Annotated in this window: 31 protein-coding genes; 11 read left to right on the top strand and 20 right to left on the bottom strand. The window is 54.8% G+C overall.

The genetic code is table 11. The features are described 5' to 3' along the window. Window positions 1-3: 3 nt before the first annotated feature. The 18 genes from CO583_RS01815 to CO583_RS01730 all read right to left on the bottom strand — a co-directional run bounded on the left by CO583_RS01815 (window position 4) and on the right by CO583_RS01730 (window position 13235). A complete protein-coding gene (locus tag CO583_RS01815; RefSeq protein WP_249103032.1) occupies window positions 4-531 on the bottom strand; it encodes a hypothetical protein in 528 nt (175 codons plus the stop codon). A 10-nt stretch (window positions 532-541) separates the two neighbouring features. Beyond that, window positions 542-2602: a DUF2213 domain-containing protein gene (locus CO583_RS01810; protein WP_249103030.1), complete on the bottom strand. Its 2061-nt coding sequence runs from the start codon at window positions 2600-2602 to the stop codon at window positions 542-544. Beyond that, entirely contained in the window at window positions 2603-3565 is a 963-nt protein-coding gene (locus CO583_RS01805) for a phage minor head protein (protein ID WP_249103028.1), read from the bottom strand. A gap of 64 nt (window positions 3566-3629) precedes the next feature. Further along, the gene (locus CO583_RS01800) at window positions 3630-5186 is read right to left on the bottom strand and encodes a DUF1073 domain-containing protein (RefSeq protein ID WP_249103026.1); all 1557 of its coding nucleotides are present in this window, start codon (window positions 5184-5186) and stop codon (window positions 3630-3632) included. Continuing rightward, complete coding sequence (terL, locus tag CO583_RS01795) at window positions 5186-6661, bottom strand: phage terminase large subunit (RefSeq protein ID WP_408902079.1); 1476 nt, start codon at window positions 6659-6661, stop codon at window positions 5186-5188. The genes CO583_RS01800 and terL overlap by 1 nt, the downstream gene beginning before the upstream one ends. Continuing rightward, the gene (locus CO583_RS01790; protein WP_249103023.1) at window positions 6639-6899 is read right to left on the bottom strand and encodes a hypothetical protein; all 261 of its coding nucleotides are present in this window, start codon (window positions 6897-6899) and stop codon (window positions 6639-6641) included. Before CO583_RS01790 ends, terL begins: the two co-directional genes overlap by 23 nt. 81 nt (window positions 6900-6980) lie before the next feature. Continuing rightward, window positions 6981-7361: a hypothetical protein gene (locus tag CO583_RS01785; protein WP_249103021.1), complete on the bottom strand. Its 381-nt coding sequence runs from the start codon at window positions 7359-7361 to the stop codon at window positions 6981-6983. A 137-nt stretch (window positions 7362-7498) separates the two neighbouring features. Further along, window positions 7499-8017 (bottom strand): hypothetical protein, encoded by a 519-nt coding sequence (locus CO583_RS01780; protein ID WP_249103019.1) that lies wholly within the window; start codon window positions 8015-8017, stop codon window positions 7499-7501. Window positions 8018-8137: 120 nt separating this feature from the next. Continuing rightward, the gene (locus CO583_RS01775; RefSeq protein ID WP_249103017.1) at window positions 8138-8365 is read right to left on the bottom strand and encodes a hypothetical protein; all 228 of its coding nucleotides are present in this window, start codon (window positions 8363-8365) and stop codon (window positions 8138-8140) included. A gap of 81 nt (window positions 8366-8446) precedes the next feature. Further along, window positions 8447-9127 carry a hypothetical protein gene (locus CO583_RS01770; RefSeq protein WP_249103015.1) on the bottom strand — a complete coding sequence of 227 codons (681 nt, stop codon included), beginning with the start codon at window positions 9125-9127 and terminating at the stop codon, window positions 8447-8449. Between the two features lie 413 nt (window positions 9128-9540). Next, a complete protein-coding gene (locus tag CO583_RS01765) occupies window positions 9541-10116 on the bottom strand; it encodes a hypothetical protein (RefSeq protein WP_249103013.1) in 576 nt (191 codons plus the stop codon). A gap of 2 nt (window positions 10117-10118) precedes the next feature. Beyond that, window positions 10119-10970 carry a helix-turn-helix domain-containing protein gene (locus tag CO583_RS01760; RefSeq protein ID WP_249103010.1) on the bottom strand — a complete coding sequence of 284 codons (852 nt, stop codon included), beginning with the start codon at window positions 10968-10970 and terminating at the stop codon, window positions 10119-10121. Next, window positions 10967-11383 (bottom strand): hypothetical protein, encoded by a 417-nt coding sequence (locus CO583_RS01755; RefSeq protein WP_249103007.1) that lies wholly within the window; start codon window positions 11381-11383, stop codon window positions 10967-10969. Before CO583_RS01755 ends, CO583_RS01760 begins: the two co-directional genes overlap by 4 nt. Further along, on the bottom strand, window positions 11380-11610 hold the full coding sequence (locus CO583_RS01750; protein ID WP_249103005.1) for a hypothetical protein: 231 nt from the start codon (window positions 11608-11610) through the stop codon (window positions 11380-11382). Before CO583_RS01750 ends, CO583_RS01755 begins: the two co-directional genes overlap by 4 nt. Then, the gene (locus CO583_RS01745) at window positions 11607-11861 is read right to left on the bottom strand and encodes a DUF2312 domain-containing protein (protein ID WP_249103003.1); all 255 of its coding nucleotides are present in this window, start codon (window positions 11859-11861) and stop codon (window positions 11607-11609) included. Before CO583_RS01745 ends, CO583_RS01750 begins: the two co-directional genes overlap by 4 nt. 11 nt (window positions 11862-11872) lie before the next feature. Beyond that, on the bottom strand, window positions 11873-12355 hold the full coding sequence (ssb, locus tag CO583_RS01740) for a single-stranded DNA-binding protein (RefSeq protein WP_283163440.1): 483 nt from the start codon (window positions 12353-12355) through the stop codon (window positions 11873-11875). Further along, entirely contained in the window at window positions 12355-13026 is a 672-nt protein-coding gene (locus CO583_RS01735; protein WP_249103001.1) for a hypothetical protein, read from the bottom strand. The genes ssb and CO583_RS01735 overlap by 1 nt, the downstream gene beginning before the upstream one ends. Continuing rightward, window positions 13023-13235 (bottom strand): helix-turn-helix transcriptional regulator, encoded by a 213-nt coding sequence (locus CO583_RS01730; RefSeq protein WP_249102999.1) that lies wholly within the window; start codon window positions 13233-13235, stop codon window positions 13023-13025. Before CO583_RS01730 ends, CO583_RS01735 begins: the two co-directional genes overlap by 4 nt. Between CO583_RS01730 and CO583_RS01725 the strand changes: the two genes are divergently transcribed. The 11 genes from CO583_RS01725 (at window position 13234) to CO583_RS09255 (ending at window position 18387) form a co-directional block, all read left to right on the top strand. Beyond that, the gene (locus tag CO583_RS01725; RefSeq protein ID WP_249102997.1) at window positions 13234-14121 is read left to right on the top strand and encodes a S24 family peptidase; all 888 of its coding nucleotides are present in this window, start codon (window positions 13234-13236) and stop codon (window positions 14119-14121) included. The genes CO583_RS01730 and CO583_RS01725 overlap by 2 nt on opposite strands. A gap of 170 nt (window positions 14122-14291) precedes the next feature. After that, entirely contained in the window at window positions 14292-14567 is a 276-nt protein-coding gene (locus tag CO583_RS01720; protein WP_249102995.1) for a hypothetical protein, read from the top strand. Continuing rightward, window positions 14564-14806 carry a hypothetical protein gene (locus CO583_RS01715; protein ID WP_249102993.1) on the top strand — a complete coding sequence of 81 codons (243 nt, stop codon included), beginning with the start codon at window positions 14564-14566 and terminating at the stop codon, window positions 14804-14806. The genes CO583_RS01720 and CO583_RS01715 overlap by 4 nt, the downstream gene beginning before the upstream one ends. After that, window positions 14803-15357, top strand: coding sequence for a hypothetical protein (locus tag CO583_RS01710; RefSeq protein ID WP_249102989.1), 555 nt, complete (start codon window positions 14803-14805; stop codon window positions 15355-15357). The genes CO583_RS01715 and CO583_RS01710 overlap by 4 nt, the downstream gene beginning before the upstream one ends. Continuing rightward, a complete protein-coding gene (locus tag CO583_RS01705; RefSeq protein WP_249102987.1) occupies window positions 15354-15680 on the top strand; it encodes a hypothetical protein in 327 nt (108 codons plus the stop codon). The genes CO583_RS01710 and CO583_RS01705 overlap by 4 nt, the downstream gene beginning before the upstream one ends. A 38-nt stretch (window positions 15681-15718) precedes the next feature. Next, window positions 15719-15952, top strand: a complete 234-nt coding sequence (locus tag CO583_RS01700; protein WP_249102985.1) for a hypothetical protein — start codon at window positions 15719-15721, stop codon at window positions 15950-15952. Next, a complete protein-coding gene (locus CO583_RS01695; protein WP_249102983.1) occupies window positions 15952-16653 on the top strand; it encodes a lambda exonuclease family protein in 702 nt (233 codons plus the stop codon). Before CO583_RS01700 ends, CO583_RS01695 begins: the two co-directional genes overlap by 1 nt. Next, window positions 16653-17303: a hypothetical protein gene (locus CO583_RS01690; protein WP_249102981.1), complete on the top strand. Its 651-nt coding sequence runs from the start codon at window positions 16653-16655 to the stop codon at window positions 17301-17303. Before CO583_RS01695 ends, CO583_RS01690 begins: the two co-directional genes overlap by 1 nt. After that, entirely contained in the window at window positions 17294-17479 is a 186-nt protein-coding gene (locus tag CO583_RS01685; protein WP_154981235.1) for a hypothetical protein, read from the top strand. The genes CO583_RS01690 and CO583_RS01685 overlap by 10 nt, the downstream gene beginning before the upstream one ends. Window positions 17480-17803: 324 nt before the next feature. After that, entirely contained in the window at window positions 17804-18205 is a 402-nt protein-coding gene (locus tag CO583_RS01680) for a MucR family transcriptional regulator (protein ID WP_249102980.1), read from the top strand. Then, on the top strand, window positions 18202-18387 hold the full coding sequence (locus CO583_RS09255) for a helix-turn-helix transcriptional regulator (protein ID WP_408902077.1): 186 nt from the start codon (window positions 18202-18204) through the stop codon (window positions 18385-18387). The genes CO583_RS01680 and CO583_RS09255 overlap by 4 nt, the downstream gene beginning before the upstream one ends. Window positions 18388-19516: 1129 nt before the next feature. Here CO583_RS09255 and CO583_RS09250 read toward each other — a convergent pair. Then, a complete protein-coding gene (locus CO583_RS09250) occupies window positions 19517-20071 on the bottom strand; it encodes a sterol desaturase family protein (RefSeq protein ID WP_227449788.1) in 555 nt (184 codons plus the stop codon). Window positions 20072-20282: 211 nt separating this feature from the next. Then, window positions 20283-21530 carry a polysaccharide biosynthesis/export family protein gene (locus CO583_RS01675; protein WP_248630457.1) on the bottom strand — a complete coding sequence of 416 codons (1248 nt, stop codon included), beginning with the start codon at window positions 21528-21530 and terminating at the stop codon, window positions 20283-20285. Between the last annotated feature and the right edge of the window lie 70 nt (window positions 21531-21600).

Genomic DNA, 21600 nt, shown 5'->3' with positions numbered 1-21600 from the left:
TGATTAAGAGCCCTTGCTTGCAGATGTGGCGGCGGGAAGAAGGGCTGTAGTGACGTAGCCCGAAATGCTGACGAGATCGCCAACATTGCCGCCAGAAGTGAAGGTGAAATTGGTCGGGACCGCCCCCTTGCTGGAGCTTGCGCACACAGCCCCAGTTGTCGGGTCGGCATATACCTGAGTTCCAGATGTTACCGGGGCGGTCCCCCCCACGATGGCAGAGAAATCGCCGCCGTTATAAATGACGGTTTCCTGACCGGCCAGGATGCCGTTTACAGCACGGCCAAGCCACTGGGTGATGACGCCGGTACGGTTCTTGTGCAGGAAGCCAAGCGGACTGCCAGACCCGCTATTGAGAAGGGTGCGCCCTGATGCGTCGGAAGGATCAGCCCATGCGAAAGCACCGACGGCCAGGCCGTTGGCCCCGGCCCGGAAGCCATCATTGGGAGACGCGACCACGTTTAGGGGATTGAGATTGACCCGCTGCCCCGGCGTGCCGATGGGCTGGAGCAGGGATACTGTCTGCTGTGCCATAATTTTCTCCTCAGCCGAGCAGCTCGGCCGCCATGCTGTTGATGTCGCCAGATGCGTAAGAAGCGCTGTCGCCCATGCGATAGTCCGCCCCACGGCGCTGGGCTGCGAACGAGCGGAATGTGCTTTCAAGAACAACGGCGGGAAGCGTGTCAGCCCCCATAAAGCCCATGGATGCCAGACCGGCACGATACACATCTTCTGCGCTGTCACCGACCTTGCACCCATGCAGGCGCCCGGTTTCTTTCTCCACTTCGTCCCGGGCCTTGTCAGCCTTCTGGCGGTTCTCTTCTTCGGCCTGACGCTGGCGCTTCACCTCCTCGGCAATCGCCGCCTTGCGTTCAGATTCTTCCTCATCCTTGGTCTTGCCCTTTGGCAGCTCGGATGCAGGGATGTGGCGGGCACGCTCGACCATCTCTTCTGCTTCTTCACCAGACAGGCCGCGGGCCTTCATAAGGTGCGTCTTCACCGCCTCCTCATGCAGCCCCTTGTCCAGAAGCTCTTTTGCTTCTTTACGATGCGCCTTCATCCTGTCTTCTTTCGCATCGTAGCGGTCTTCCTCAGCCTTATTCTTGTCTTCATCGGCTGTTTTCTGGCTGGAATCATGGTTCCACCCGCCACGGCCATGCCCCCCGCTACTGATCGTGTTGGTAGACGTCCCACCGAACAGATCATTCTGGGTGTGCCGGAAGCCACGAGCGTCTCCAGTTTTCCCATCATTTTCTGCGCGGCTCATCACACGCTTCGCGGCGTTCGTCAGACCCAAAGATTCAAGGTGTTCACGCACTTTTTCTTTTGGGGCATCTTCCATATGGTGAAGAATGTCTTTCGCCATGCGGTCTTCCCGCTCAATGCGCTCTTTGCTCATGTTCCCCTCTTCATCGTGCGCCGTTCCGCCGCCAGAGCCGCCCCCCGGCATAGCAATGTGGTTCCAGCCACCACGGCCAAGCCCCTGGCTCCACGTGATGCTCCGGCTGGCCGGATTGTATGAACCGAGCCGGGTAATGCGGGTGGCTTTTGCGTCCCCCATACGGCCATCACCAAACAGCCCTTCATGGAGAATCTGGTGAGCCTCAGCCCGCTCGCCTTCGCCCTTGCTGCCTTCCTTGAGGGTCCGTTTGGCGGCATCCGTCAGGCCCATGGCATCAAGGCACTCCAGAACCTTTTCTTTCGGCTTGTCCCGCATCTGGTGCAGCATTTCACGGGCACGGCGTTCTTCTGTCGCCCGCACCAATTTTTCATCTTCATCTGCCACTTTCGGCTTCTCCTTGCTGAATGCGCCCATCAAGGCATCCACGATTTTCTTCACAAGCCCGTCCTGATCGCCGGTCTGGCCAACGTCCTTTGCTGACTTGGCCGCCTCTGGCTCATCTTTGGCCTTTGCCGGTTCCGGGCCGTTCTGAGCTTCCTTGGTGTTGAGATCAGCGATTGCCCGCATGACAGCTGCTCTCACCACGTCAGCCGGGGTATCCGGGCACGTCTGGCAGATAGCCGTCATCGCCTCCTGAAAGTTCATGTTTGCCTCGTCTGCAATTTTCGCCAGCGGGCCAGTATTCCCCGGATGATTGACCCGCCCCACAGGAACCAGGGCCACATGCTCAGGGATGATCTTTGTGAACCGTCCGTCATAGTGGCGTCCGTCTGGCGTTGTTCCGGGCGTCATGTCGACATCGAAAGAGTAGCCAAGAGAAAATTGCTCTTTGGTGCCAGCCTCAATTTCCTTGATGGCCCCTTCCTTCCAGATGGTGACGTTGATATACGCCGCTCCGTCCTTCATTTCTGGCGCGTCACCGGTCGTACCTACCAACTTGTCATCCTTGAGGTTGTTGGCCGTCTCGAAATGATGGCCGTCAAGGATGCGGAGATGCTTCATCAGAGGCAGGGCCGCCTCAATCACTTCTGGCGGCCTATAAATCTTGTAGAGCTTGTTCGGCTCCAGTCCCGGCTTGTTCAGGGATGCGCCGGGGTACTCATCAACGCCTGTTTTTGTGATGACCGATTTCCCGGCATGGAGCGCATTGATGGCGTCCCGCCATCGTGTTGACGTGGCGGCGTCTGTAATTTTGCCTAGCATCTAATCAATTCCCGGTGGACAAATCTCGAACCAGCACTGACAGCCAATCTTCTGGCCAGGGAGGATGAACTCGCCGTCAATCCAGCAGCCTTCAGAGAGCTTGAAACGTCTCCCGTCAGCCTCAACATGGCTTTTCCGTGGCTGCTTTTCCCCGCCATGAACGTGGCACCAGATGGCCTCAACATCATCGCCCCATGCGGCCAACGCCTGAGCTACATTCAGGCGGGCGGTAATGCCTCTGTTCTGGTCATTGGCGATGAGGCGGGCACGCTTGCGGGTTATCCCGTAACTGTGCCGCAGCTTCTCCACCAGATCATCAAGCGGCCAGCCATCTTGAAGGGCCTTCAATACGTCTTGCGCAACACGGTCGTGGAACTGTTGAGGGATGGACTGGATCAGTCCGACATTCTGTTCAACTGCCGCTTCCTCAATGGTTTTGACCCGCTCTTGGCCTTCTGGCGTCAGATCAGAGGGCAGGGATGGGAGCGGTCCAAGCCGTTCATTCTCCCACCCAATCCAGCCATTTTCACGCCGCTGGCCCACATTGCGAAGGGCGGTAGTCGCTTCATATTCATGCAGGGCCTCAAGGGCCTCCTGTTCCTCTTCTGGAGTGGGGGACGGGCCTAGGATGGGAAGCGGCTTGCCTTGTCTGGCAATCTTGCGCCGCCATTCGTATGGCTCCCCCGTGCCCCTGCCTGCCGCAAGCCCCTCATAACTCCTTAGGGCACTCCTGAAAGCATGGGCCTGATAACCTGATGCCTGTCTGATGAACTCGGAAGCAACGCCCTGGCTTCTGCCAGAAAAGAAATCAATCCATCGCTCCCGAAGGCGGCCAAGCAGGGTTTTCGACGCCTGAACCTGCGGGCTGGCATCGCCCATTTTCCTCTCTGGATATTCCTGCCTGATCTCTCGATAAAGTTGTGCGATCTCATGCAGGTAATCCTGTCCCATCTGATGAGACATGGACCTGATTTTCCGCTCATAAGAAGCAGCAACCCCGGCGTTTGGCCGGGGCGTCTTCATCCTGTTACGGGGCCGGATCTTCCGAGGTAAAGTCTTCAATTTCCTCATCCTCGATCCCCAATGCAAGGCGGTTTCCTGATCGGATCATGGCCCGCCGGGCGTCTTCTGGTGAGATGATGCCTTGGTCAACCAGTGCGGCCAGCCCTCTGGCATCGTTCCAGTCCATATCCGCCCTCTCGGACGGGCTAGGCTCGCTGATGGCGTCCCAATCCCACCGGATCGATCCCGGCCTGAGCCTGGTCTCACCCCAAAGATGGAATTGCAGAATATCGCTCATCCGGTGGATAAGCGGCTCTAGGTAAAGCTGCCTGAAGGATTTTTTCCTGTCGTCAGAAAGCCGCAACGCCCCTTCACTTGAGGCGTTCAGCCCGGTTGGCTGATTGCCTGTGAACTCCATAACCGTGGTCTGGGTGATGTTGCATATCTGCTCCAGGGCCTGCGCCTGCAACCGGTCCAGGCCAGAAAGGGGGGTGTTTAGGCTATTGACCCGCTCTTCTTTCCCCGTGAGCATCAAGCCCATATTGTTTCTGGCAGCTATGAACTCATGTGCCCGGCGTTTCAGGTCTGATCGCCCCTGAGCGCTCATGATCTGCGTTAGGTCTGTCTCCAGAATGGTCGTTCGCATCGTGGAGAGTAGGGCGGTCACATTATCCCGAGTTTTCCGCCAATTATCGACATATGTTTTTGCCATGAACAGCAACGACATTCCGGCAAAATTATATGACGGTTTGAAAATGTCTGACACCGGGCGGCTGATGAGCGTCATGCAGCGGGTGCCATGCCATGACGTACCTTGCACCCACCAGCGGCGGGGCTTGTAATAAGAATCAGAGGCGGCATTGCTGGTGCTGTAGTCGTCTGGCGAAATCCATGTCGGATCAACCGCCTTGAAGCGTGCGAGGCAGCCTTTCCCCAGCTTGCCCTTTGTCAGAGTGAGCGGCGTTTCTGTCTCACCCGTTTCGTCCTCATCATCGCCCTTCATGACCGCCAGGGCGAACCCCATGCCATAAACAACGTCATGGCGGGTCATCTCTCGAAGGCAGTTTCTGGCGTCAAACTCATCAAAAGCGGCATTCAGCTCATCAATGCGCTCCTTGCTGGCTTCATCCACCTCATCATGGGCAACCCACCGCCCCCATGAACGCAGCACGCCGTCAACTTTGGTGGTCAGGATGTTCTGGAAGTCCCCCTCATTGGGAAGGGCCGCTAGATAAGGGAACCCCGGGAACCCAACGCCCTGATGCAGAAAATCACCACCAGAAGCGAAAATACCCATGCCTGGGGCAGTCTGTGGACCTGTAACACGGATATTCGCAGCGTCACCCATCTTTCCCTTTACACCAGACAATGCACCACGCCGATATGATCCGATCATGGCGCTGTTGTCGTAGGGTTTTAGCCGCTCTTCTAGCGGAACAGAAGATGCAGCAGCCTGCTCCTGTGTCATTTCCGCCGCCAGATCGTTCGCAAGGGCATAAAGCCGCTTTTGAACCGCCGGAGCCAGCTTTTCAAACTCTGGCATGGGAGGGATGGGCAGCCCGTCCATGTAGGGATTCGCCATCAGAAAAACCCTCCATTATCACTCCAGAACATATCCGGGTCATCCGTTGGCATTGGCCCCATATTGGGCCGCCAGATTGCCGTGAAAGCCCCCGCCGCCGCATCCACCTGATCGTCGTGTGTGGCAGCTGGGAAGGCTCTTAATTCCTCTCTAAAGGCGTCATTCCAGACGCCACGAACTAGCGAAACATTCCCCACGTTCACCTGTGCAGCGAACGGGGCTGCCCGGGTTGATTTATCCCCAGTCTCTCTGATAGCCTGCACCCTGTATCCAGGCAGCAGCCCTACCAGATACGCCGACTGTGCTTTACCGGCCTGCCCAGGGTCTTCTGGCAGCACAACACGCACATCATACCCATCGGCCTGCGCCGTGTTCACAATGACCTGCTGCACGTCCTGCGGGCCGCCACGAAGGCGGGTCACGTCCAGAATGACGTACCTGCCACCATCCATCCGGCCCATCTTCACGCCCACGGTCCAATCAGGATCATTCCCGCCCGTTTCCCGTGTTGCTGCCAAGTCCCACCGCCGCACGATGTCCGTCACGCCAGAAGGGGCGGCATCGAGGCAGGGCATGGCCGTTATCTTGAACAGGTTCCCCTCTGCCTCGGTTGGCTTCTGCTGGTACAGGGCGGACCATTCACGGGGGCCGATGTTGTCCCGCATCCGCTTCAAAGCGGGTAGCGGGTATCTGGCGGGCCATAACGCTTCACCTTCCGATCGGCCCAGCGCATCGTCTGGACTATCAGCAAGGGCAGGAAGCTCCACAACCTCCCACTTGTCACCGCCCGTGGCTTGCGCCTTGAGCAAACGACCTGCCAGATCATCAGGATGCCAGCGGGTCATGATGAGTACGATGGCCCCGCCGGGCATCAGGCGGGTGTAAAGGACGGACCTATACCAATCCCACACGTTTTCCCTGATGACCTGTGATTCTGCCTCTTTCCGGTCTTTGAACGGATCGTCAATCAGGGCCAGATTTGCACCCTTGCCCGTCAGCCCTCCATCAACACCAGCGGCAACATACACGCCGCCTTTGTTCGTGGCCCATTGCCCCTTGGCGCTGCTATCGGATGACAGCGCAACGCCGGGGAAGACGTTCCCAAACTCTGGCGAACGGAACAGGTTACGCACGTTTCTCCCGAACGTGTTTTCAGCAAGGTCAGCAGAATATGAGGCGGTGATAATCTGTCTTGTCGGGTTGCGCCCTAGGTACCATGCAGGAAAGCGAGTGCTGGAGAGCTCCGATTTCCCATGCCGGGGCGGCATGAACACCATGAGGCGGTCTATCTCTCCACGCTCCACGGCCAGAAGTTTGTCCGAGAGCAAACGCAAATGATCGCCCGCCTCATAGGACGGCATTGTGTATTGCGTGAAGGCAATCGGGGATTGGCGGGCTGCCCGTCTTTTCCCTAGTTCGACCGACGCCTTTCTGGCAACAATGCGCTCCAGTTCAGTCCTGCTCAGAGTCCCCATCATCAATACCGGCCAACAAGGCAAGGTCTTCCTCGCTCATGTCGGTTACGCTCCGCTTCACATTCGCATCAATAGTCTGCCTTGGCTTGCCGTGCCCCCGGTCCAGAATGTCCTTGGCGGCCGCTACACGGGCCGCCTCACTAGCGGCCTCATTTCTGGCAATGGAGAGAAGAACACTCAGTGCTTCGTCCGTATACTCTTGTGCGAGCGCCCGGATGTCGGCTGTGGCCTTATTCATCGACCCCTTCGGGCGGCCAGCGCCATTTCTTCGACCGCCGTGATTTTTTGCTTGATTTTTCATGATTTTTTTTCAAGCGGCTTACCCATAAATCCCACTCACCCCGCCAGACCTTATCTCAGCCCGTTCCCAGCGGGTTATTGCGTCTTCTTTCTCGACTGCCGCCCTGACGCGGGCCAGAAGGTCATCGCTGATTGTCGCATTCCGTCTGGCAAGATGGCGGACATTCATTCTGAACACCCGGCATCGCACCTTGTTACCGGTATTGATGCCCAGCGCCACTGCATCCCCGAGCCCTATCTGCACATCTGATCGGTGCCGGTATCGTGGGTTCTGGAGGATGCGACATAATGTAGCGGTTGTGCCCCGCACGTTCACGACGATGGCCAGAAGACCGCATGGACCGGATACAGCATCCCCTCGCTCAATCCGTCTGCCGGAGAGCGGGGCGGGGCGGGGCATGGAGGTCTCCAGATACAAAAAAGCCCCGCCGGATCACATCCAGACGGGGCAAGGTGCGCCACTGTCAAGCCGTTGGTTACAAGGAAGACGCACCAATTCCAAAGCTAGCTATTTGATAGGTTTTTTTTCCGGCCCCGTCAACAGCTTTCCACAATGACTGCCCGTGGAGAGCTTGGCCAAGGGTGCCCGTCTGTTGTCCTGCTGGCTGTTTTCCGCCGTTTTTTACGGTAATCAGCCAGCCAAATAACCAACCGCTCCAGAAGGTCCATGCACATGCGCCGTCCGTGCTCATATTGCTGGGTTTTTTTTAGATTCGAATAGTACGCCGCCCCGATCTCCTGAAACGATTTCTGCTCGACCAGAAACGAATATGCCAGAGACCAATACCCCCATCCGTTTCGGTCGTAAAATGTACGAAGGATTGCGTATGTGTCGGCCCGGGAGAGCCGCCACGTCAGCTCATCGCCCTGGGCCTCTTCCTGCCCTGCGTTGTTGTATCTGGAAGGGGTGGCATCCAGAATTGGATCACGAACGCCATGCCTTGCCCATATCTCCCGTGTCCAGAACCATTCCGCCGCCTCGCACTGCTCGGATGTGGCCCGCAATGCGACCAAGTTCCGATCCAGCTTCGTCCGCTTCTCCGGCGTATCTGCCATTGTACTGCCTGCCCTATGGTGCTATAAAAATCCTCATCTTGTCGTGAGGGATAAGATTTGCGCACAAAGAGCCGCCCGGATTTACCCGCCGGGCGGCTTTTTATTCTCTGGCCTTGCGGCTCATCCACCCATCATCACCCGATAGAGGGTGGCGAACCCTGCCAGAAACACCCCCAACCCGGCCATTTCTGCGCCGGTCAGTTTAATGGCCCCAGTTGCCCAGAGGGCAAAGAATGCCATCAACCCCAACAGCAGCTTTGCGGTGGCGGGCATTAAAATCAGAATGGCAACTGCTAAAATCACACCCAAACCAATTAAAAACATTCTCAAATCATTCCCATCACTCATTCCACATCTCCTCCGAACGCCCTGTGAAGGGCGGTTTCATCCCATTCTTTCTCAGGCCCGGGCTGTTCTGGCGGCTTGTTCTCATGCGCCATCGCTGCTCTCCATTGGCAGCCATCCGATTTCTGGCCTGCCATGATGGCCGTGCTCCCAGACGAACCATGCGTAGGCGATGGCCCCGCTGAACTTCTTCTGCGGGGCCCCCAGCAGGTGCCCCGGGATGCAGGCCACTCGATCAGGCACAATCCAGACCCTGGCGAGGGGGCTGTTTCTCAGCCAGACTGACCGTTTCTTCCCTTCGAGGAATGCCAGCCTCAGGAACAGGCAGACCCGGTCCTGCGTGCAGTCGAGAGCAAGCTGCGCCATTTCCTGCGCCCGGTTGTAGGGCGGGTTGGAGATGATGCTGTCTGGCATTCTGCCGGGGAGCGTCTCGGTGAAGCATCCCCCCAAAGCCCCAGGAAGGCGTGGTGCAATATCGCAGCCATCGGCTCCCTCCAGGCCAGCACCCCACATCGCCCGGACAGCGTTCCCTTGCCCGCAGCATGGGTCCAGCACAGTCCCGATGAAGGGACGCTCTACTGCCAGAAGGCGGCGGGTAACGCTCTCCGGCTCAACGTACCAGTCGTTCTGAACCCGCTCGTACCCACCAGAACGCTTCACCGCAACAGACGCCCGCTCATTGCGTTCTGGAGCCTCTCTGGCGTCATATATCGTGCGAACGTATGTACCGCACTCAGAGACCATCTGTGTGGCTGTTATGGGCATGTTGTCTGTCCTCATGGCTTACCATCCCCTGCATTCTGGAAGGCCGTACCCTTTGAACGGGGGGAAACGGCGCCTCTTCTGGATTGCGATAGGGGAGGCCTGATGCCTCATAGCGAGGGCGGTTCTGTAATCCTTCTCGCAGTCTCTGCATCGGGACTGAAGCCCGCATTTCCGGCTTGAAGAGACCGCAAAGCGAGAGACTGGCAACATCTCCTCACATTGACTGCATCCCTTTTTGCCGTTCGCGACAACGGCCGAGAGGTTGGGGGGATGATTGACTTTCGGCTGTCTCTGTTCCCGCAACTCCATATTCAGGCACGCTTTGCAGAATGTTCTCCTCCCGTCTGGTGACGACTTGCGCTTCACAAAATCGCTGAGGGGCTTCTCAATCCCGCATTTCCGGCAAACCTTGGTCATGCGTAGGTCCTCCCGTAGCGGTCCCGACGCTCCACTTCATCCAGAGACGCATAAGCAGCGGGGGCCTGCTGCCGGAGCAGCGTCAGGGCGGAATGTCGGGCTTCGTCTGGGTTCGTGCCTCGCTCATCGCCCAGTGACCGGAACCCATCAGCCACGGCCTCCCGGAACCTGTCCAGCCAGAGCCTCTCATCCAGCGGGATCGAGCCATCGCCACGGGGGCGGGAACTGCTGATTTTCTCCCGCTCCCACCGCTGCTTCTGCGCTGCCAGCACTGGCTCAACATGTCGCTCCAGAGCGGCGCACAGCTCGGCAGCGCACGGGAAAAACTTGAACTGGCGGCGGCAGAACCGGATTGAGTCCGATGTCCATGCGGCGTCCGGCAGATCGGCTTCCGCCATCACCTCAACCAGTTCCGCCCAGAACACAGCACGTCCCCGCTCATCCATCTCCCTGAACTCAACCGAGTGGGTGAGGTATGACGACAATTTGGTCAGCCAGGACCCGATCTGACGGTTTCTCCGCTGCTGCTGGGCGTGGGAAAAATCTTGGGAAAATTCAACAATTTCAGACATTTTCAGCTCCGGTAACGGCGCATCAGCGCCTTGTCTTCTGGGCTCAGTTCAGGGATTTCCACGTCCGTGAAACTGTCCGCAAACCCTGCAAAAGGATCACGTGGCGGGCGGGTGTTGCGCTGCTGTCGAGCCGGGAACGGGGTGACGTTCCCGGCACCCGGAAACCGCTGTTGATGGCGGTCTGCGCTGCGACGGCACCATGTCCGCCACGTGGCGGCCCAATCCAGTTTCACGCCACCGGCCCCGGGCTTCGAGTGCCAATAATCCCGGAAATCCTCGGTCTCTCGCTCTGGATCGAGGCCGTGAGCAGCGGCGTAGTCGAGCAGCTCCTGGGATGGCTGCCAGCCATCGGGCAGCCGGTGGCCTCGTTTCGAGGCGGTCGATTTTTTTGAGCGAGATTTTTCGCTAAGGGGGGTAGGGGGGATAGAGTGATGGTTATTGGTGGTTATTGGTGGTTCTGGTACTGCGGAACGAGGTTCCGTTTCGATGGACGCAGGTTCCGTCATGGCGGAACGAGGTTCCGTTTTCGATGATGCGGAACGAGGTTCCGTGTTTCTGGAACGGCGTGCCGGTTTGCTGGAACGAGGTTCCGTTTTCTCGGAAATGTCTGTCATGGACAGGCGAATGTCATTCAGCCGCATCCAGTCTTCCTTCACGAGAAAACCGGCGCTCATCATCGCCCTTTTTGCGTTGCGAATGGCCTTGTCGCTGAGGCCTGTGACCTCCTCCAGATAGCTCATGGAGGGGAATGCCAGACCATCGCTATCAGCGCAGTCAGCCAGCACCAGAAGCACCAGTTTTTGCGTAGGGCTGACACGCTGTTTCTTCGCCCAGTTGATAGCTTCGATGCTCATGGCAGGACCTCCAGTTCGGTGATCGTGACCACCGTTTTCTGTTCGCACAGACGGCATTTCACAGCGTGGTATTCAGCTGTCATATGAGCTGGACTGTCATCCACGATGATGCCCAGCCCGCGCCTGTTCCTCTGGCGGCCGCCCTTGCCCATGACTGGCGTTGTCAGGCAGTCGATGAGCTGCTTCCCACCGCCTACCAGATTGTCGTAGTCCGGCGTCCCCACGCTGTGCCGTTCGATAACGACACGGGCTTTCTGGAACGGCTCAGGCGGCAGCCCGGCGGCTCCACCGATCTGTTCCAGTATGGCGCCCCTGATAGCAGCCTGCTGGCGCTTTCGGACGCTCCAGTGCGCCCGCAGAGAGCGGTTCAGAAGCGGGTAGGGTGCGGGTAGGACGAAACTTATCTGTCTCACCGGAACCTCCCTTTCTCATCACGTCTCCGGCGTGCGAGGGCATCGTCCCGCTGGGCACGCAGACGGCAGTTCTGTGCCAGCAGGGCATCCCTGTCCTCTGCCAGTTTCCGGCTGTAGGCCATCTCGGTGAACAGCCGCTCCTCAACACCGTTGAGGGCCAGTTTCAGGGCGCAATTTTCAGCCCTGAACCGGTCACGGCGGGGCATGATAAAATCCAGAATACTCATAGCCCCAGAGCCCTCCGGTAGGTCTCCACGAGGGTTTCCTGTTCCTCCACCTCAGCAGGTTCCTGCTTGCGCAGCTTGATGATCTGCTTGATGGCCTTGACATCAAACCCAGCTGATTTTGCATCCGTGAACACGCCCCGGATGTACGCCCCCAGGGCCTTGCGCTCATCTTCCAGACGCTCCACACGCTCGATGATGGAGCGTAGACGGTCAGCGGCGATCCCGCCTACGTTGTTGGTTGTTTCGTTCATTTTGTTCTCCATCAGAACGGAATTTCATCATCGAGCGGCTGGCTGCTGCCGCCATACCCGTACCCGGCGGCGTCGCTCATCGAGCTCCCGCTCTGGTAGCGCTGGGTGCTGTTGGATTGTGTGGGCTGAGACTGCCCTTGGCCCGGGCTGTCAACCAGCACGAGATTGCCACGGTACTGAGTGATCACCACCTCGGTCGTGTACTTCTCCACGCCCTTCTGATCCGTCCACTTGCGGGTACGCAGCTCGCCTTCGATGTAGACTTTGCGGCCCTTGCGCAGGTAGCGTTCCGCCACATCACCGATACGCTCATTGAAGATGGCCACACGGTGCCATTCCGTGCGGTCGCGCTTCTCACCCGTGTTGCGGTCGTTCCATGTATCGCTTGTGGCGATGGCCAGATTGACGATCTTGCCGCCGGACTGGGTGTTCCGGACCTCTGGATCGTGCCCGAGGTTGCCCACCAGAATGACCTTGTTTACGCTACCTGCCATTATGCGCGTACCTCTCCAAGGTCCGGGCTGCCCGTGTACCCGTACCCGTTGTCGGCCCCGGGTTCTGCGACCATCCGGCGTTCGATTTCGTTGTAGGCAACCCGGCCCATCAGCTTCATGAGCGATGTCGGGACCACACCGGCATTGATGGCGGCAAGGTCAGCATCAGAGAGCCGTTTGATGAATGGGCTGACGGACGTCTCCATCCAGTCATGGCTGTCCTGCTCTTCCAGCTCTGCCTGCTGCTCAGTGGAGGCTGCTACGTTCCCTGTGCGCCCTTCGGAGTGCGAGTCCGCAGGGTGCTTGTCGTGATTTTTGATAGGAGATTCTTGTGTTTTATTTGAAGGCGTTGCGGATTCAGAACGATGAACGTCGGTTTGAGGTTCATATTTCTGGGCATATTCAGAGGAAGTCTTCGTCTGCTTTGTCTCCTCAGAATTCCCCTCTCCAGCTGACAATCCCTCTGCTAGCCCTGCCAGAAAATGTGCTGACATTTGATGATTGGGAGCAGTGGGTCCGTGCGTGGCTTGTTCAGCAATAATCAGAGCGTGCCTGAGAAACACCCACTGAACTGGTGAGATTTTGATAAACCCATTCCCAGCCTCTTGCTGGCTGGGGGTGAGGCCTTCGTACCACTCGACGCCGAGCAGTCGTTTGAATTTTCCGTTCATGATGCGCTCCTCTGGGCGGGGGCGTGGAAAAAATCGTTCGCCGTCACGGCCCCGTTGGTGAATTCATGGATGCGGCGCAGCATTTTTGAGGATGGCCTCCTCGTTCCTGCCGTATATCGGTAGATCGTCGCCACAGACTGGACCCCGATTTTCTGAGCCACATCGGCTGGGGTGAGGCTTTCCGCCTCCATATATTCGGATAGTTTCATGGAGGCATTTTGCCTAAATGGCAAAATTAATCAAGAAATTTTGTCTGTCTGGGTAAAGATATTTTTTCCACTTTGGAGAAAATCAGTCATGACAAAAACGAGAAATACCCAGCAACCTCATCCGAATCACCTGCGTTCCTATCTGGTTGCGCTAGGGATGACATACGAAGAAGCGGGGTCCGCTGTCGGATTGCCTCCCACCGGGATATGGCGCCCGGCGAATGGAGAGCGTAAATTACAGCTTGAGGTCGCTATCCGCCTCTGGAAGGCATTCGGGTTCCCTGCCGAAGATGTTGGGCATCTCTACGTGAAGGAGCCGTGCCCCGAATATTTTGCCCTGCACAATGTAGAGTGGAAGGGACCTCTTCCTAAGGGTGCCTCCGTCAAGCGAATTCCTGGGGTAAAAATACGATTGATCCCAGTAATAGGGGCAGTGCAGGCCGGGGTGTTTTCTGAGGCGTTAGAGGTGCCTGACGATGAGCGTTATTCTGTCAGCTACCCTACGGATGATGGATACCCTGCATCTCTGAACAGATATGCCCTAGAAGTGAAGGGGCAGAGTATGAACCGTGTTTTCCCTGAGGGTTCGGTCGTGTGCGTTATTGACTACTCGGAGCTGGGGCGACCTCCTGAGACGGGGGACTTTGCAGTGGTCCGTCGTCGTGATCCGTATGGGCCAGGGGTTGAAGCGACGATAAAAGCGTTGCAGATTCTTGATGACGGTTCGGCATGTTTATGGCCGCAGAGTACAGACCCTAATTTCCAGCAGCCAATCATACTCAAGGCGCCTGATCTCGAGACGCCAGATAATGCCGGCATCCCTGAAATTCAGATAAAAAGTCTTGTAGTCGGCATGATAAAGACACGGCTGAGAGCCACCTTCTGACAAGGGAAGTTAATAATTTTCTCATGAAAGCCGCCTTCCTTGTGGGCGGCTTTTTCTATGGCAACACGCAAAAGTATAAAAATTGCCAAAAAGGCAAAAAATGCCTTGCTTGTTTTATCCAAATAGGCAAAAGTCTACCTCAGGCACCACACAAACACGGAGGTGATGAGGTGGATAACAACAGGAACGCAGCCCTGTCCCGCATCAAAGCGGCGCATGACGAGCTGGAGACAGTGTCAGAGGGGACCAGCCTGACGATCAGCGAGCGGAACGAGCTGACGCAGGCCATGATAGCACTCGACAACCTGATCGACAGCCTGACCTACCCATATGAGCGCAACGAGCCGATCACAGAAGCGTCGTTCCCGGCAATATGGCCTTTCAACACGGCGGCACTGTCCGATGCCCTGGCTGCCCTTTCAGTCCGTGCGGGGAATGAGCCATGAGCATTGATCAGAACTGGCTTGAATATCAGAAAAGCCACGCCGAGGCCGGTGTCGTAGCGATGGGGAACCTGCTGGACGAGGGGGGCAAAGAAGACGTCCTTTATGTGCTGAAGGAAATCATTTCTCTCCTGGAGGAGATACCCGTCTCTGACGATAAATCCGGGGCAATCAATGAACTCCTGGGTGATGCGTGTGAGAATCTCGAGATCGCCCACTCTATGATGGGAGGCGGAGAATGATGGAAAACAAAAAATATGAACTGACGGACGAGACGATCCAGCATGACGGACGCACACTGCACCGTATCCGTGCCTTGATCGACATCCCCAGTATCGGGGTAGAAGCAGGCGAGCTGGGCGGATTCATCGAGACTGAAAAAAATTTGTTCCACGATGGGAATGCGTGGGTAGGACAGAATGCCTGTGTGTACGACTGCGCCGAGGTGTATGACGATGCCCGGGTGCGCGGCTCTGCCCGGGTGTTCGGCTGTGCCGAGGTGCGCGGTGACGCCGAGGTGTCTGATGGCGCCCGGGTGTACGACTCTGCCAAGGTGCACGGTGACGCCCAAGTATATGGCTCTGCCCAAGTGTATGGCTCTGCCCAGGTGTTCGGCTGTGCCGAGGTTCACGGTAAAGCTCAAGTGTACGGTAGCGCCGATGTGCACGGTAGCGCCGAGGTGTTCGGCTCTGCCGAGGTGTACGGATTTGCCGAGTTGTACGACTGTGCCGAGGTGTACGGTTCTGCCAAGGTGCACGGTAACGGCGAGGTGTCCGGGGGGAAATTCGAATGAGCATTCTCTCCGAGCAGATCGCCCACCAGAACCGCCCGACTGACAACGGCCTGCTGGAGCGTATCGAACGGGACCGCCACCCATCGTCATTCGCTGTGCTGGCCCTGATAAGCCGCGCGGCTGACATTCTGGAAAAGAATGACACCCTCAATGAGAGGGTGGAGGATGAGGCTTGGATTGCGTTCGAAGCCCTCGACAAGCTGCGGGGGAAGTTGAGTACCATTCTCTACGAAGATGAGGCGGGTATTACTGCTGAGAATAAGTGGCGTGACAGAATCTATGCTTATTATGACATGCGGCGTGCTGAGGCAGTGGGCAAGTAGCGCCCGATAATACCAAGTAAAACTGGGAGTTTTTTGAGATGCTGAAAAATGCAAACAGGAGAAGTGCGTCCATTTTGCCGCCGGGAATCATGGAAAGGGCCGAATATCAGAGGATGATGGACGCCCACGTTGCCGACCTAAAAAACCAGATCAAGAGCAGTCTCGCAGAAAGCAGTCGGATGGCAGCCGATGGGCGTGATCTATACGCCATTTCCGAAGAGCACAACGCTTGCATAGCAATGCGCCGGCTCATCGAGATGGGGGGGCTGTGATGAGCGTAAAAATCTATCACGAGCTGAAGCAGGGCACTCCAGAATGGCACGAGGCCAGGCGGGGCATCATTACAGCATCCGAGATTGGCAGGCTCATTACCAAGGCGGGGAAAATTTCCGATAGCGAAGTAAGCCGTGGCTTGATTGCAGAGAAAGCCGCCCAGCGTATCACCGGGTATATCGATGAAACGCCGAATACGTTCGCAATGCAGCGGGGCCATGATGACGAGGCCGAGGCACGGGACATCTATTCCGAGCGTGTCGCTCCCGTCACTGAGGTGGGATTTATCACCCGTCAATTCGATGGTGTGAAGCTCGGATATTCCCCGGATGGTCTGGTGGGTGATGATGGCCTGGTTGAGGTCAAGAGCCGCCTACAGAAGTTTCAGATGAGGACACTGGCAGCGGCTGAAATGCCTGATGCTTATAAAGCACAGGTGCAGGCGGGGATGATGATCTCTGGCCGCCCATGGTGCGATTTCATCAGTTTCCCCGCATGCGGCGGGGGCATGATGATGGTTCTGCGTGTGAAGGCAGAACCGGCTTATCAGGCCCTTCTTCTGGAAGCCGCATTGGCTGCGGAAGCAGAAATCTCTGAAATACTCGAGACGTTCAAGGCTGCACAGACCAGCGGGAAAGCCCGCTTTTTCAATACAGAACGCCGTGAGTATGGCGATCCGGCAGAAGTGGAGTTTTTCTGATGGTTGATATTTCTCCAACCTTGATCGGGAAAAGTGAGCGCCTCAATGCAGATGACCTGTCGGAAGAGGGGCGCATCATTACCGTGACGGATGTTCGTCTTACGAATGATAGGGAACAGCCTCTTGCAATAGGGTACGCAGGCGACAACGGACGCCCATACTATCCATGCGTAACAATGCGCCGGGTTATTGCTCACCTGTGGGGGACCGATGGCCGCCTTTATAAAGGGAGGCAGCTGCACCTGTACCGTGATCCGACTGTCACATTTGGCAAGGAGACTGTAGGCGGCATTCGCATCAAGGGGGCATCTCATATTACTGGCGCAGTCAACTGCTCGATGACTGTCGGACGTGGGAAGAAGAAGCGCATCACAATCCAGCCGATTAGGGGCGGAGCTAGCCAGGGCGGGGAAGCCCCGACAGGGGGCGCCATACCTCCCGAAGCTCAGAAATGGGCTGATGGTTTTATCCAGAGAATACGGGCAGCGAAGAGCGGTGACGCGCTTGAGAGGATCACCCAGGAGCAGGATGTCATCAGGGCCAGAAACAGGCTCAGAAATGAGGCCCCGTCTCTGGAAGAAATAGTTTCGGCTGCAATCACGGAGAAGCTGGGCTCATTCGGCAATGAAGAGGCGTCATCATGGGTTTGATAATTTTCCTGCTCGCTGCCGGGTATCTGACGCCCGGCATCCTCTGGCGCATCTCCCTGTTACGCACCAGCAACGGATACCGCCCCGGTCTGACCAGCGCCGTGGTGTGCGTGACACTCTGGCCGCTGATCGGCGCCGCTGAACTGAATGAATGGGTGAAGGAGAGAATGGCGTGAGATTTATAAAATTTTTGTGGTTAGTTGCATTTATATCAATCGCTGCGGCTGTTTTCTTATATAGTGATAACATAAAGACGGGGCTGATACGTGTATTAGTAGTTACCGGCATGTTTTCTACAATAACAATAATATGTGTTCCGATTTGTTTAGGGATTAAAGGAGAGTTTGATAGGGGGGAATTATAATGACTTGGTTTAAACTTGATCCGTGTCCTTATTGCGGCTGCCCCGACCCGAATGCTGAGCGCATCCTTAACGACAGAGGGCGCGCTTACGAATGGGTTGTTCGTTGCCGGAATTGTGGAGAAGAGGGAAGAAGACCATGACTGTCACAATCAGAACTCTGACAGCGCAGATCGTAACGGCGTATGTGAGCAGTCACGATGTTGCTGCCGAAACTCTGCCGGACCTTGTCCGTTCGGTGCACGGTGCCCTTGCAGGTGCCGGTGTTGCCGTGGAGGCAGAGCCCGAAAAACCGGTACCGGCCGTACCGCCCCGCAAGTCGGTCTTCCCCGATTATATCATCTGTCTGGAAGACGGGAAGAAGGTGAAGATGCTGCGCCGTCACCTCAAGACAGCCTACAACATGACACCGCAGGAATATCGGGAGCGTTGGGGGCTGCCAGACAACTATCCGATGACGTGCCCGGCGTATGCGGAGAGGCGGTCTGCGATTGCCCGGGAGAATGGGCTGGGGAAAAACAAGACAGGGGAGAAGGGATGAGCGGTCAGATTTATATTTCAGTGAAAAAGGCCGCTGAGATCGTAGGTGTGAACGAGCGTACGATCTGGCGGTGGGTAAGGGGAGGCGACTTCCCGTCGCCGTCAATCCAGACAGGGGGTGCTACACGCTGGGCTGAGCAGGCTGTGAGAGACTGGTGTGCTCGCAAAAAGGAGACGGCCTAGCCAGAACAGAAGTGGGTAATAGGGTGGGTAATAAAAAATTGCCCATCCTAAAAAATACCAGAAAACAAGCTAATTTGGCTGTTGTTTTGTATTCCATCCCCTCCGCCACGGTTCCTTCTGAAAATCGCAGTGTTGCCCCAGAGATAAGATGGCATTTATTTTCTGGCCCCCGGCGAGGCCCAAAAATTATTCCTTAGAAGTACCTGCTTCAATAGATTGCTACCGCCCATTGTCCCAAAGGAGGGAGGTGGGATTGCGATTCCCCTCCCATAAATTTTCATGAAATTTAAGAATCGCTTGCGATGTGTACACTAGCAGTATGGAAAGAGAATCACAGAGCGAGAGAATGAAAGTAGCGGCATCTGACTTTACCAACGCCGAGGCCAATAATGGTCGGGGATCAGACCGTGGGATCCTGCAGGCAACTTTCGAAATCGTTTCCAGCCATGATGACGCTAAGCAGATTGGGGAGGTTCTTACTGAAGAACTGGAGCTTACGCTATGAAAAAATCTGGAACTGTCGGTGTGATTATAACTCAGCAGGAATACACTTCGCATCACGATGAGTATGTCATCCCGCCAGATAGGGCGGAACGATTGTCCGTATTGTTGTCAAGGATTTTGATAGGCTGATTTCTATCAAGGCAGCCAACAGATATCGTTTCCTGTTCTAGATTCAGAAACACCTAAAGAGGATGGCAATAAATCCGTGAGGCCGTTTTTTGACGAACTATCCATGTGAGCCGCCAGGGCTAGTTAGTTCAGCGACGAGATACTCTGTCTGTTTTGAACTGGATTGTTGACAGGTTAGAGAGTGACGTGGGGCGTGAGGGAATGGTTCAAATCATTGAGAGAGCGTTATCGTTGGCTCTTTACTTTTGGAGTGTTAATGGAAATGGTTCTCTTCGCATCCATATGTAAGAATTGAGGTATATTGAGGGGCATAGATGAAGGGGAAGCTTCATCAGGGAAACAAATTTATTCTAATTTAGAATTCTAAGATATAGTTTCACGCAAGGGAAATACATATAGAGTCTTCAAAAGTTATCTTTCAGCATAAGGATTTATTGTAAATGGCATCAGTTGTATCTTAATAGATCAGACATAAAAATTTTAAATAAAAATCCCTCTATCTTTTATATTTTGTTCTAAATATTGAATCAAGAAAAGGTAAGCTTATTGAATAATTATGCTCTTCTGTGCGGTAGTGATGAAGTAAATGGTGCTTTTTCCATAAAGATAAAGGGAATTTTCTCATTTTAAAATTATGCGTAGCATAATGTATGGTATCGTATATGGCGTACCCTGAGAAAAATCCCATGAAAAAAGAGGTACCTAAAGAAAAACCTATACTATAGACACTAATACTCCAGATAAATAGTCCAATTGGTAAAGTCACAATGATCGGCATCAACGTTCGAAAGGGATGATTGGGTTGAATATGATGATTTCCGTGGAAGATATAAATCAGTCTTTGTATTTTTTTATTATTACTAACAAAATGGAAAGCAAATCTATGAAGAATATACTCAAATAAAAGCCACAAAAATACTCCAATTAAAAGAGGGATAATAAATGTTATCAATGGTGTGTGTGTATAAAAAATGGAGAAAAGCAAAATACCCTCAAAGGTTATGCAATATATAATAAATTTCCTGAAAGAGATTAGAGTGAAGGATTCCATCCAATCTTTCTGGAAGATTCGAACAGGGGGTTCCTTGGCAGAAACTTTATGATTGGGAGTTAAAGAATTTGCTGGATCAGAAACTCTAATCAATCTGGAAGAAGATTTTGACATATTAAGACAGAACCCCAAGTCGTTGGTAGGAGGGAGAATTACATCAAGGTTGCCTGCTGATATATCCTGAAAGGATTCCTCTTAATCATAAGACGGACTAGCGAGCAGCAACGGCAGCCATGGATGCGGCTTGCCCGAACAACGCTCCAACAATCATATTTATCTTGAAAATGGAATCTGTCGCAGCGTCAGCTATCAGGATAGAATCATGGTCCTTCATTGGGATTCTTTGTGCCAAGAAGTATTGAGTCGGATTCAGCATATCAATCTCATATACAACTGGAGCAGAATCCATTCCTGGCTTAATCGGAACACCAAGGCGCTTACAGACCATTTCATTTTCATAGCGGATAAGATAAACGGCATTCCCATCAGCACGACTATCAGCAGGGCCACCAATACGTGCCAGAGCTCCTGCAAGGGTCAACTTAGCTGTTCCGAACTGCACCTCATTACGTGCCTGTGTCTGTCCTACTGCGCCAAAGGCAGTGAAAGTACGAGGCTGGTATATAACATGGATCCGATCGCCAGGATCAGCTCGAATATCTTCTTCCGGGTGGTTTTCTAATGTTGCCAGATCCGTAGCCCCAATTTTGCCGTTACGTACCAGTTCAACTTGTGAGTCTGTTGGTGGGTACTTTGCTCCTCCAGCTATGGCGATCACATCTGAAAGATGTTCGTCGGCAAGGGAAAGGACAACCCGGCCTGGATGAATGATTTCACCTGAGACAATAACGGTGTTACCAATGTCATTCTGAATACGGACCATAACTTGAGGATCTTGCGATTTTCCTTTCAGATGTTCCTGAATTACCGCAGCGACTTGGCTAGGGGTTTTCCCTAAAACATTCATCCTTCCGACATATGGAACCATAATGGTTCCGTCACCTTCGACTTGAGTAGGAGGAAGATTTTGAGAAGAGATATGAGGTGCACTTCCGCCTACAGCCGCACCATCACTGGTGGGTGCTGTTTTATCAGAAGATGAGAAGAGGCCATTTCCCAGCTCAAATATCGTAATGCCTAGCACATCGCCAGCGCCGATATGATCGTTGCGGGATTGCCTGAGATTACTAGTGACGAGTGTAGATATCTTGGGGGTTATTTCAGATGACAAAATATCTGCAATCTCTGGTGTCATGGTTAGAAGTTTGTAATCGAGAGCTTTCGTATTCTTCGATGATTTCGTATAGTTATGGACCTGTTTCTGCGTAGGACTGGAATGAGGAACCCAGCTACAGCCAGATAGAAGGAGGATAGCAAGCCCAGTGGCCCCCCTCATTGCACGGGTGAAGGTACTAGCGTTGCAAAAGGAAGTTTTCTTTAAAGAGGGGGAATCAAGCACGGTGCGATCCTGATGGTAATGACCTTAGAAGGGCTAGCCGGACTTGTCATTATCCATTTTTTAGGAGTAA

It is taken from the genome of Parasaccharibacter sp. TMW2.1882 (assembly GCF_023337635.1).
Lineage (GTDB): Bacteria > Pseudomonadota > Alphaproteobacteria > Acetobacterales > Acetobacteraceae > Bombella > Bombella apis.
Note: the sequence above shows the minus strand (reverse complement) of the source record. Positions and strands in the feature narration are given on the sequence as shown.

What these genes read in the sequence shown, in the direction of transcription:
- CO583_RS01705 (WP_249102987.1), top strand. Translation starts at nt 15,354, where the DNA reads ATGAGCATTCTCTCCGAGCAGATCGCCCACCAGAACCGCCCGACTGAC.
- CO583_RS01750 (WP_249103005.1), bottom strand. Translation starts at nt 11,610, where the DNA reads ATGAGTATTCTGGATTTTATCATGCCCCGCCGTGACCGGTTCAGGGCT.
- CO583_RS01800 (WP_249103026.1), bottom strand. Translation starts at nt 5,186, where the DNA reads ATGGCGAATCCCTACATGGACGGGCTGCCCATCCCTCCCATGCCAGAG.
- CO583_RS01810 (WP_249103030.1), bottom strand. Translation starts at nt 2,602, where the DNA reads ATGCTAGGCAAAATTACAGACGCCGCCACGTCAACACGATGGCGGGAC.
- CO583_RS01725 (WP_249102997.1), top strand. Translation starts at nt 13,234, where the DNA reads ATGGAGGCATTTTGCCTAAATGGCAAAATTAATCAAGAAATTTTGTCT.
- ssb (WP_283163440.1), bottom strand. Translation starts at nt 12,355, where the DNA reads ATGGCAGGTAGCGTAAACAAGGTCATTCTGGTGGGCAACCTCGGGCAC.
- CO583_RS01690 (WP_249102981.1), top strand. Translation starts at nt 16,653, where the DNA reads ATGGTTGATATTTCTCCAACCTTGATCGGGAAAAGTGAGCGCCTCAAT.
- terL (WP_408902079.1), bottom strand. Translation starts at nt 6,661, where the DNA reads ATGGGGACTCTGAGCAGGACTGAACTGGAGCGCATTGTTGCCAGAAAG.
- CO583_RS01790 (WP_249103023.1), bottom strand. Translation starts at nt 6,899, where the DNA reads ATGAATAAGGCCACAGCCGACATCCGGGCGCTCGCACAAGAGTATACG.
- CO583_RS01815 (WP_249103032.1), bottom strand. Translation starts at nt 531, where the DNA reads ATGGCACAGCAGACAGTATCCCTGCTCCAGCCCATCGGCACGCCGGGG.
- CO583_RS01780 (WP_249103019.1), bottom strand. Translation starts at nt 8,017, where the DNA reads ATGGCAGATACGCCGGAGAAGCGGACGAAGCTGGATCGGAACTTGGTC.
- CO583_RS09255 (WP_408902077.1), top strand. Translation starts at nt 18,202, where the DNA reads ATGAGCGGTCAGATTTATATTTCAGTGAAAAAGGCCGCTGAGATCGTA.
- CO583_RS01710 (WP_249102989.1), top strand. Translation starts at nt 14,803, where the DNA reads ATGATGGAAAACAAAAAATATGAACTGACGGACGAGACGATCCAGCAT.
- CO583_RS09250 (WP_227449788.1), bottom strand. Translation starts at nt 20,071, where the DNA reads ATGGAATCCTTCACTCTAATCTCTTTCAGGAAATTTATTATATATTGC.
- CO583_RS01730 (WP_249102999.1), bottom strand. Translation starts at nt 13,235, where the DNA reads ATGAAACTATCCGAATATATGGAGGCGGAAAGCCTCACCCCAGCCGAT.
- CO583_RS01680 (WP_249102980.1), top strand. Translation starts at nt 17,804, where the DNA reads ATGACTGTCACAATCAGAACTCTGACAGCGCAGATCGTAACGGCGTAT.
- CO583_RS01700 (WP_249102985.1), top strand. Translation starts at nt 15,719, where the DNA reads ATGCTGAAAAATGCAAACAGGAGAAGTGCGTCCATTTTGCCGCCGGGA.
- CO583_RS01775 (WP_249103017.1), bottom strand. Translation starts at nt 8,365, where the DNA reads ATGAGTGATGGGAATGATTTGAGAATGTTTTTAATTGGTTTGGGTGTG.
- CO583_RS01760 (WP_249103010.1), bottom strand. Translation starts at nt 10,970, where the DNA reads ATGAGCATCGAAGCTATCAACTGGGCGAAGAAACAGCGTGTCAGCCCT.
- CO583_RS01735 (WP_249103001.1), bottom strand. Translation starts at nt 13,026, where the DNA reads ATGAACGGAAAATTCAAACGACTGCTCGGCGTCGAGTGGTACGAAGGC.
- CO583_RS01765 (WP_249103013.1), bottom strand. Translation starts at nt 10,116, where the DNA reads ATGTCTGAAATTGTTGAATTTTCCCAAGATTTTTCCCACGCCCAGCAG.
- CO583_RS01805 (WP_249103028.1), bottom strand. Translation starts at nt 3,565, where the DNA reads ATGTCTCATCAGATGGGACAGGATTACCTGCATGAGATCGCACAACTT.
- CO583_RS01685 (WP_154981235.1), top strand. Translation starts at nt 17,294, where the DNA reads ATGGGTTTGATAATTTTCCTGCTCGCTGCCGGGTATCTGACGCCCGGC.
- CO583_RS01715 (WP_249102993.1), top strand. Translation starts at nt 14,564, where the DNA reads ATGAGCATTGATCAGAACTGGCTTGAATATCAGAAAAGCCACGCCGAG.
- CO583_RS01770 (WP_249103015.1), bottom strand. Translation starts at nt 9,127, where the DNA reads ATGCCCATAACAGCCACACAGATGGTCTCTGAGTGCGGTACATACGTT.
- CO583_RS01785 (WP_249103021.1), bottom strand. Translation starts at nt 7,361, where the DNA reads ATGCCCCGCCCCGCCCCGCTCTCCGGCAGACGGATTGAGCGAGGGGAT.
- CO583_RS01745 (WP_249103003.1), bottom strand. Translation starts at nt 11,861, where the DNA reads ATGAACGAAACAACCAACAACGTAGGCGGGATCGCCGCTGACCGTCTA.
- CO583_RS01695 (WP_249102983.1), top strand. Translation starts at nt 15,952, where the DNA reads ATGAGCGTAAAAATCTATCACGAGCTGAAGCAGGGCACTCCAGAATGG.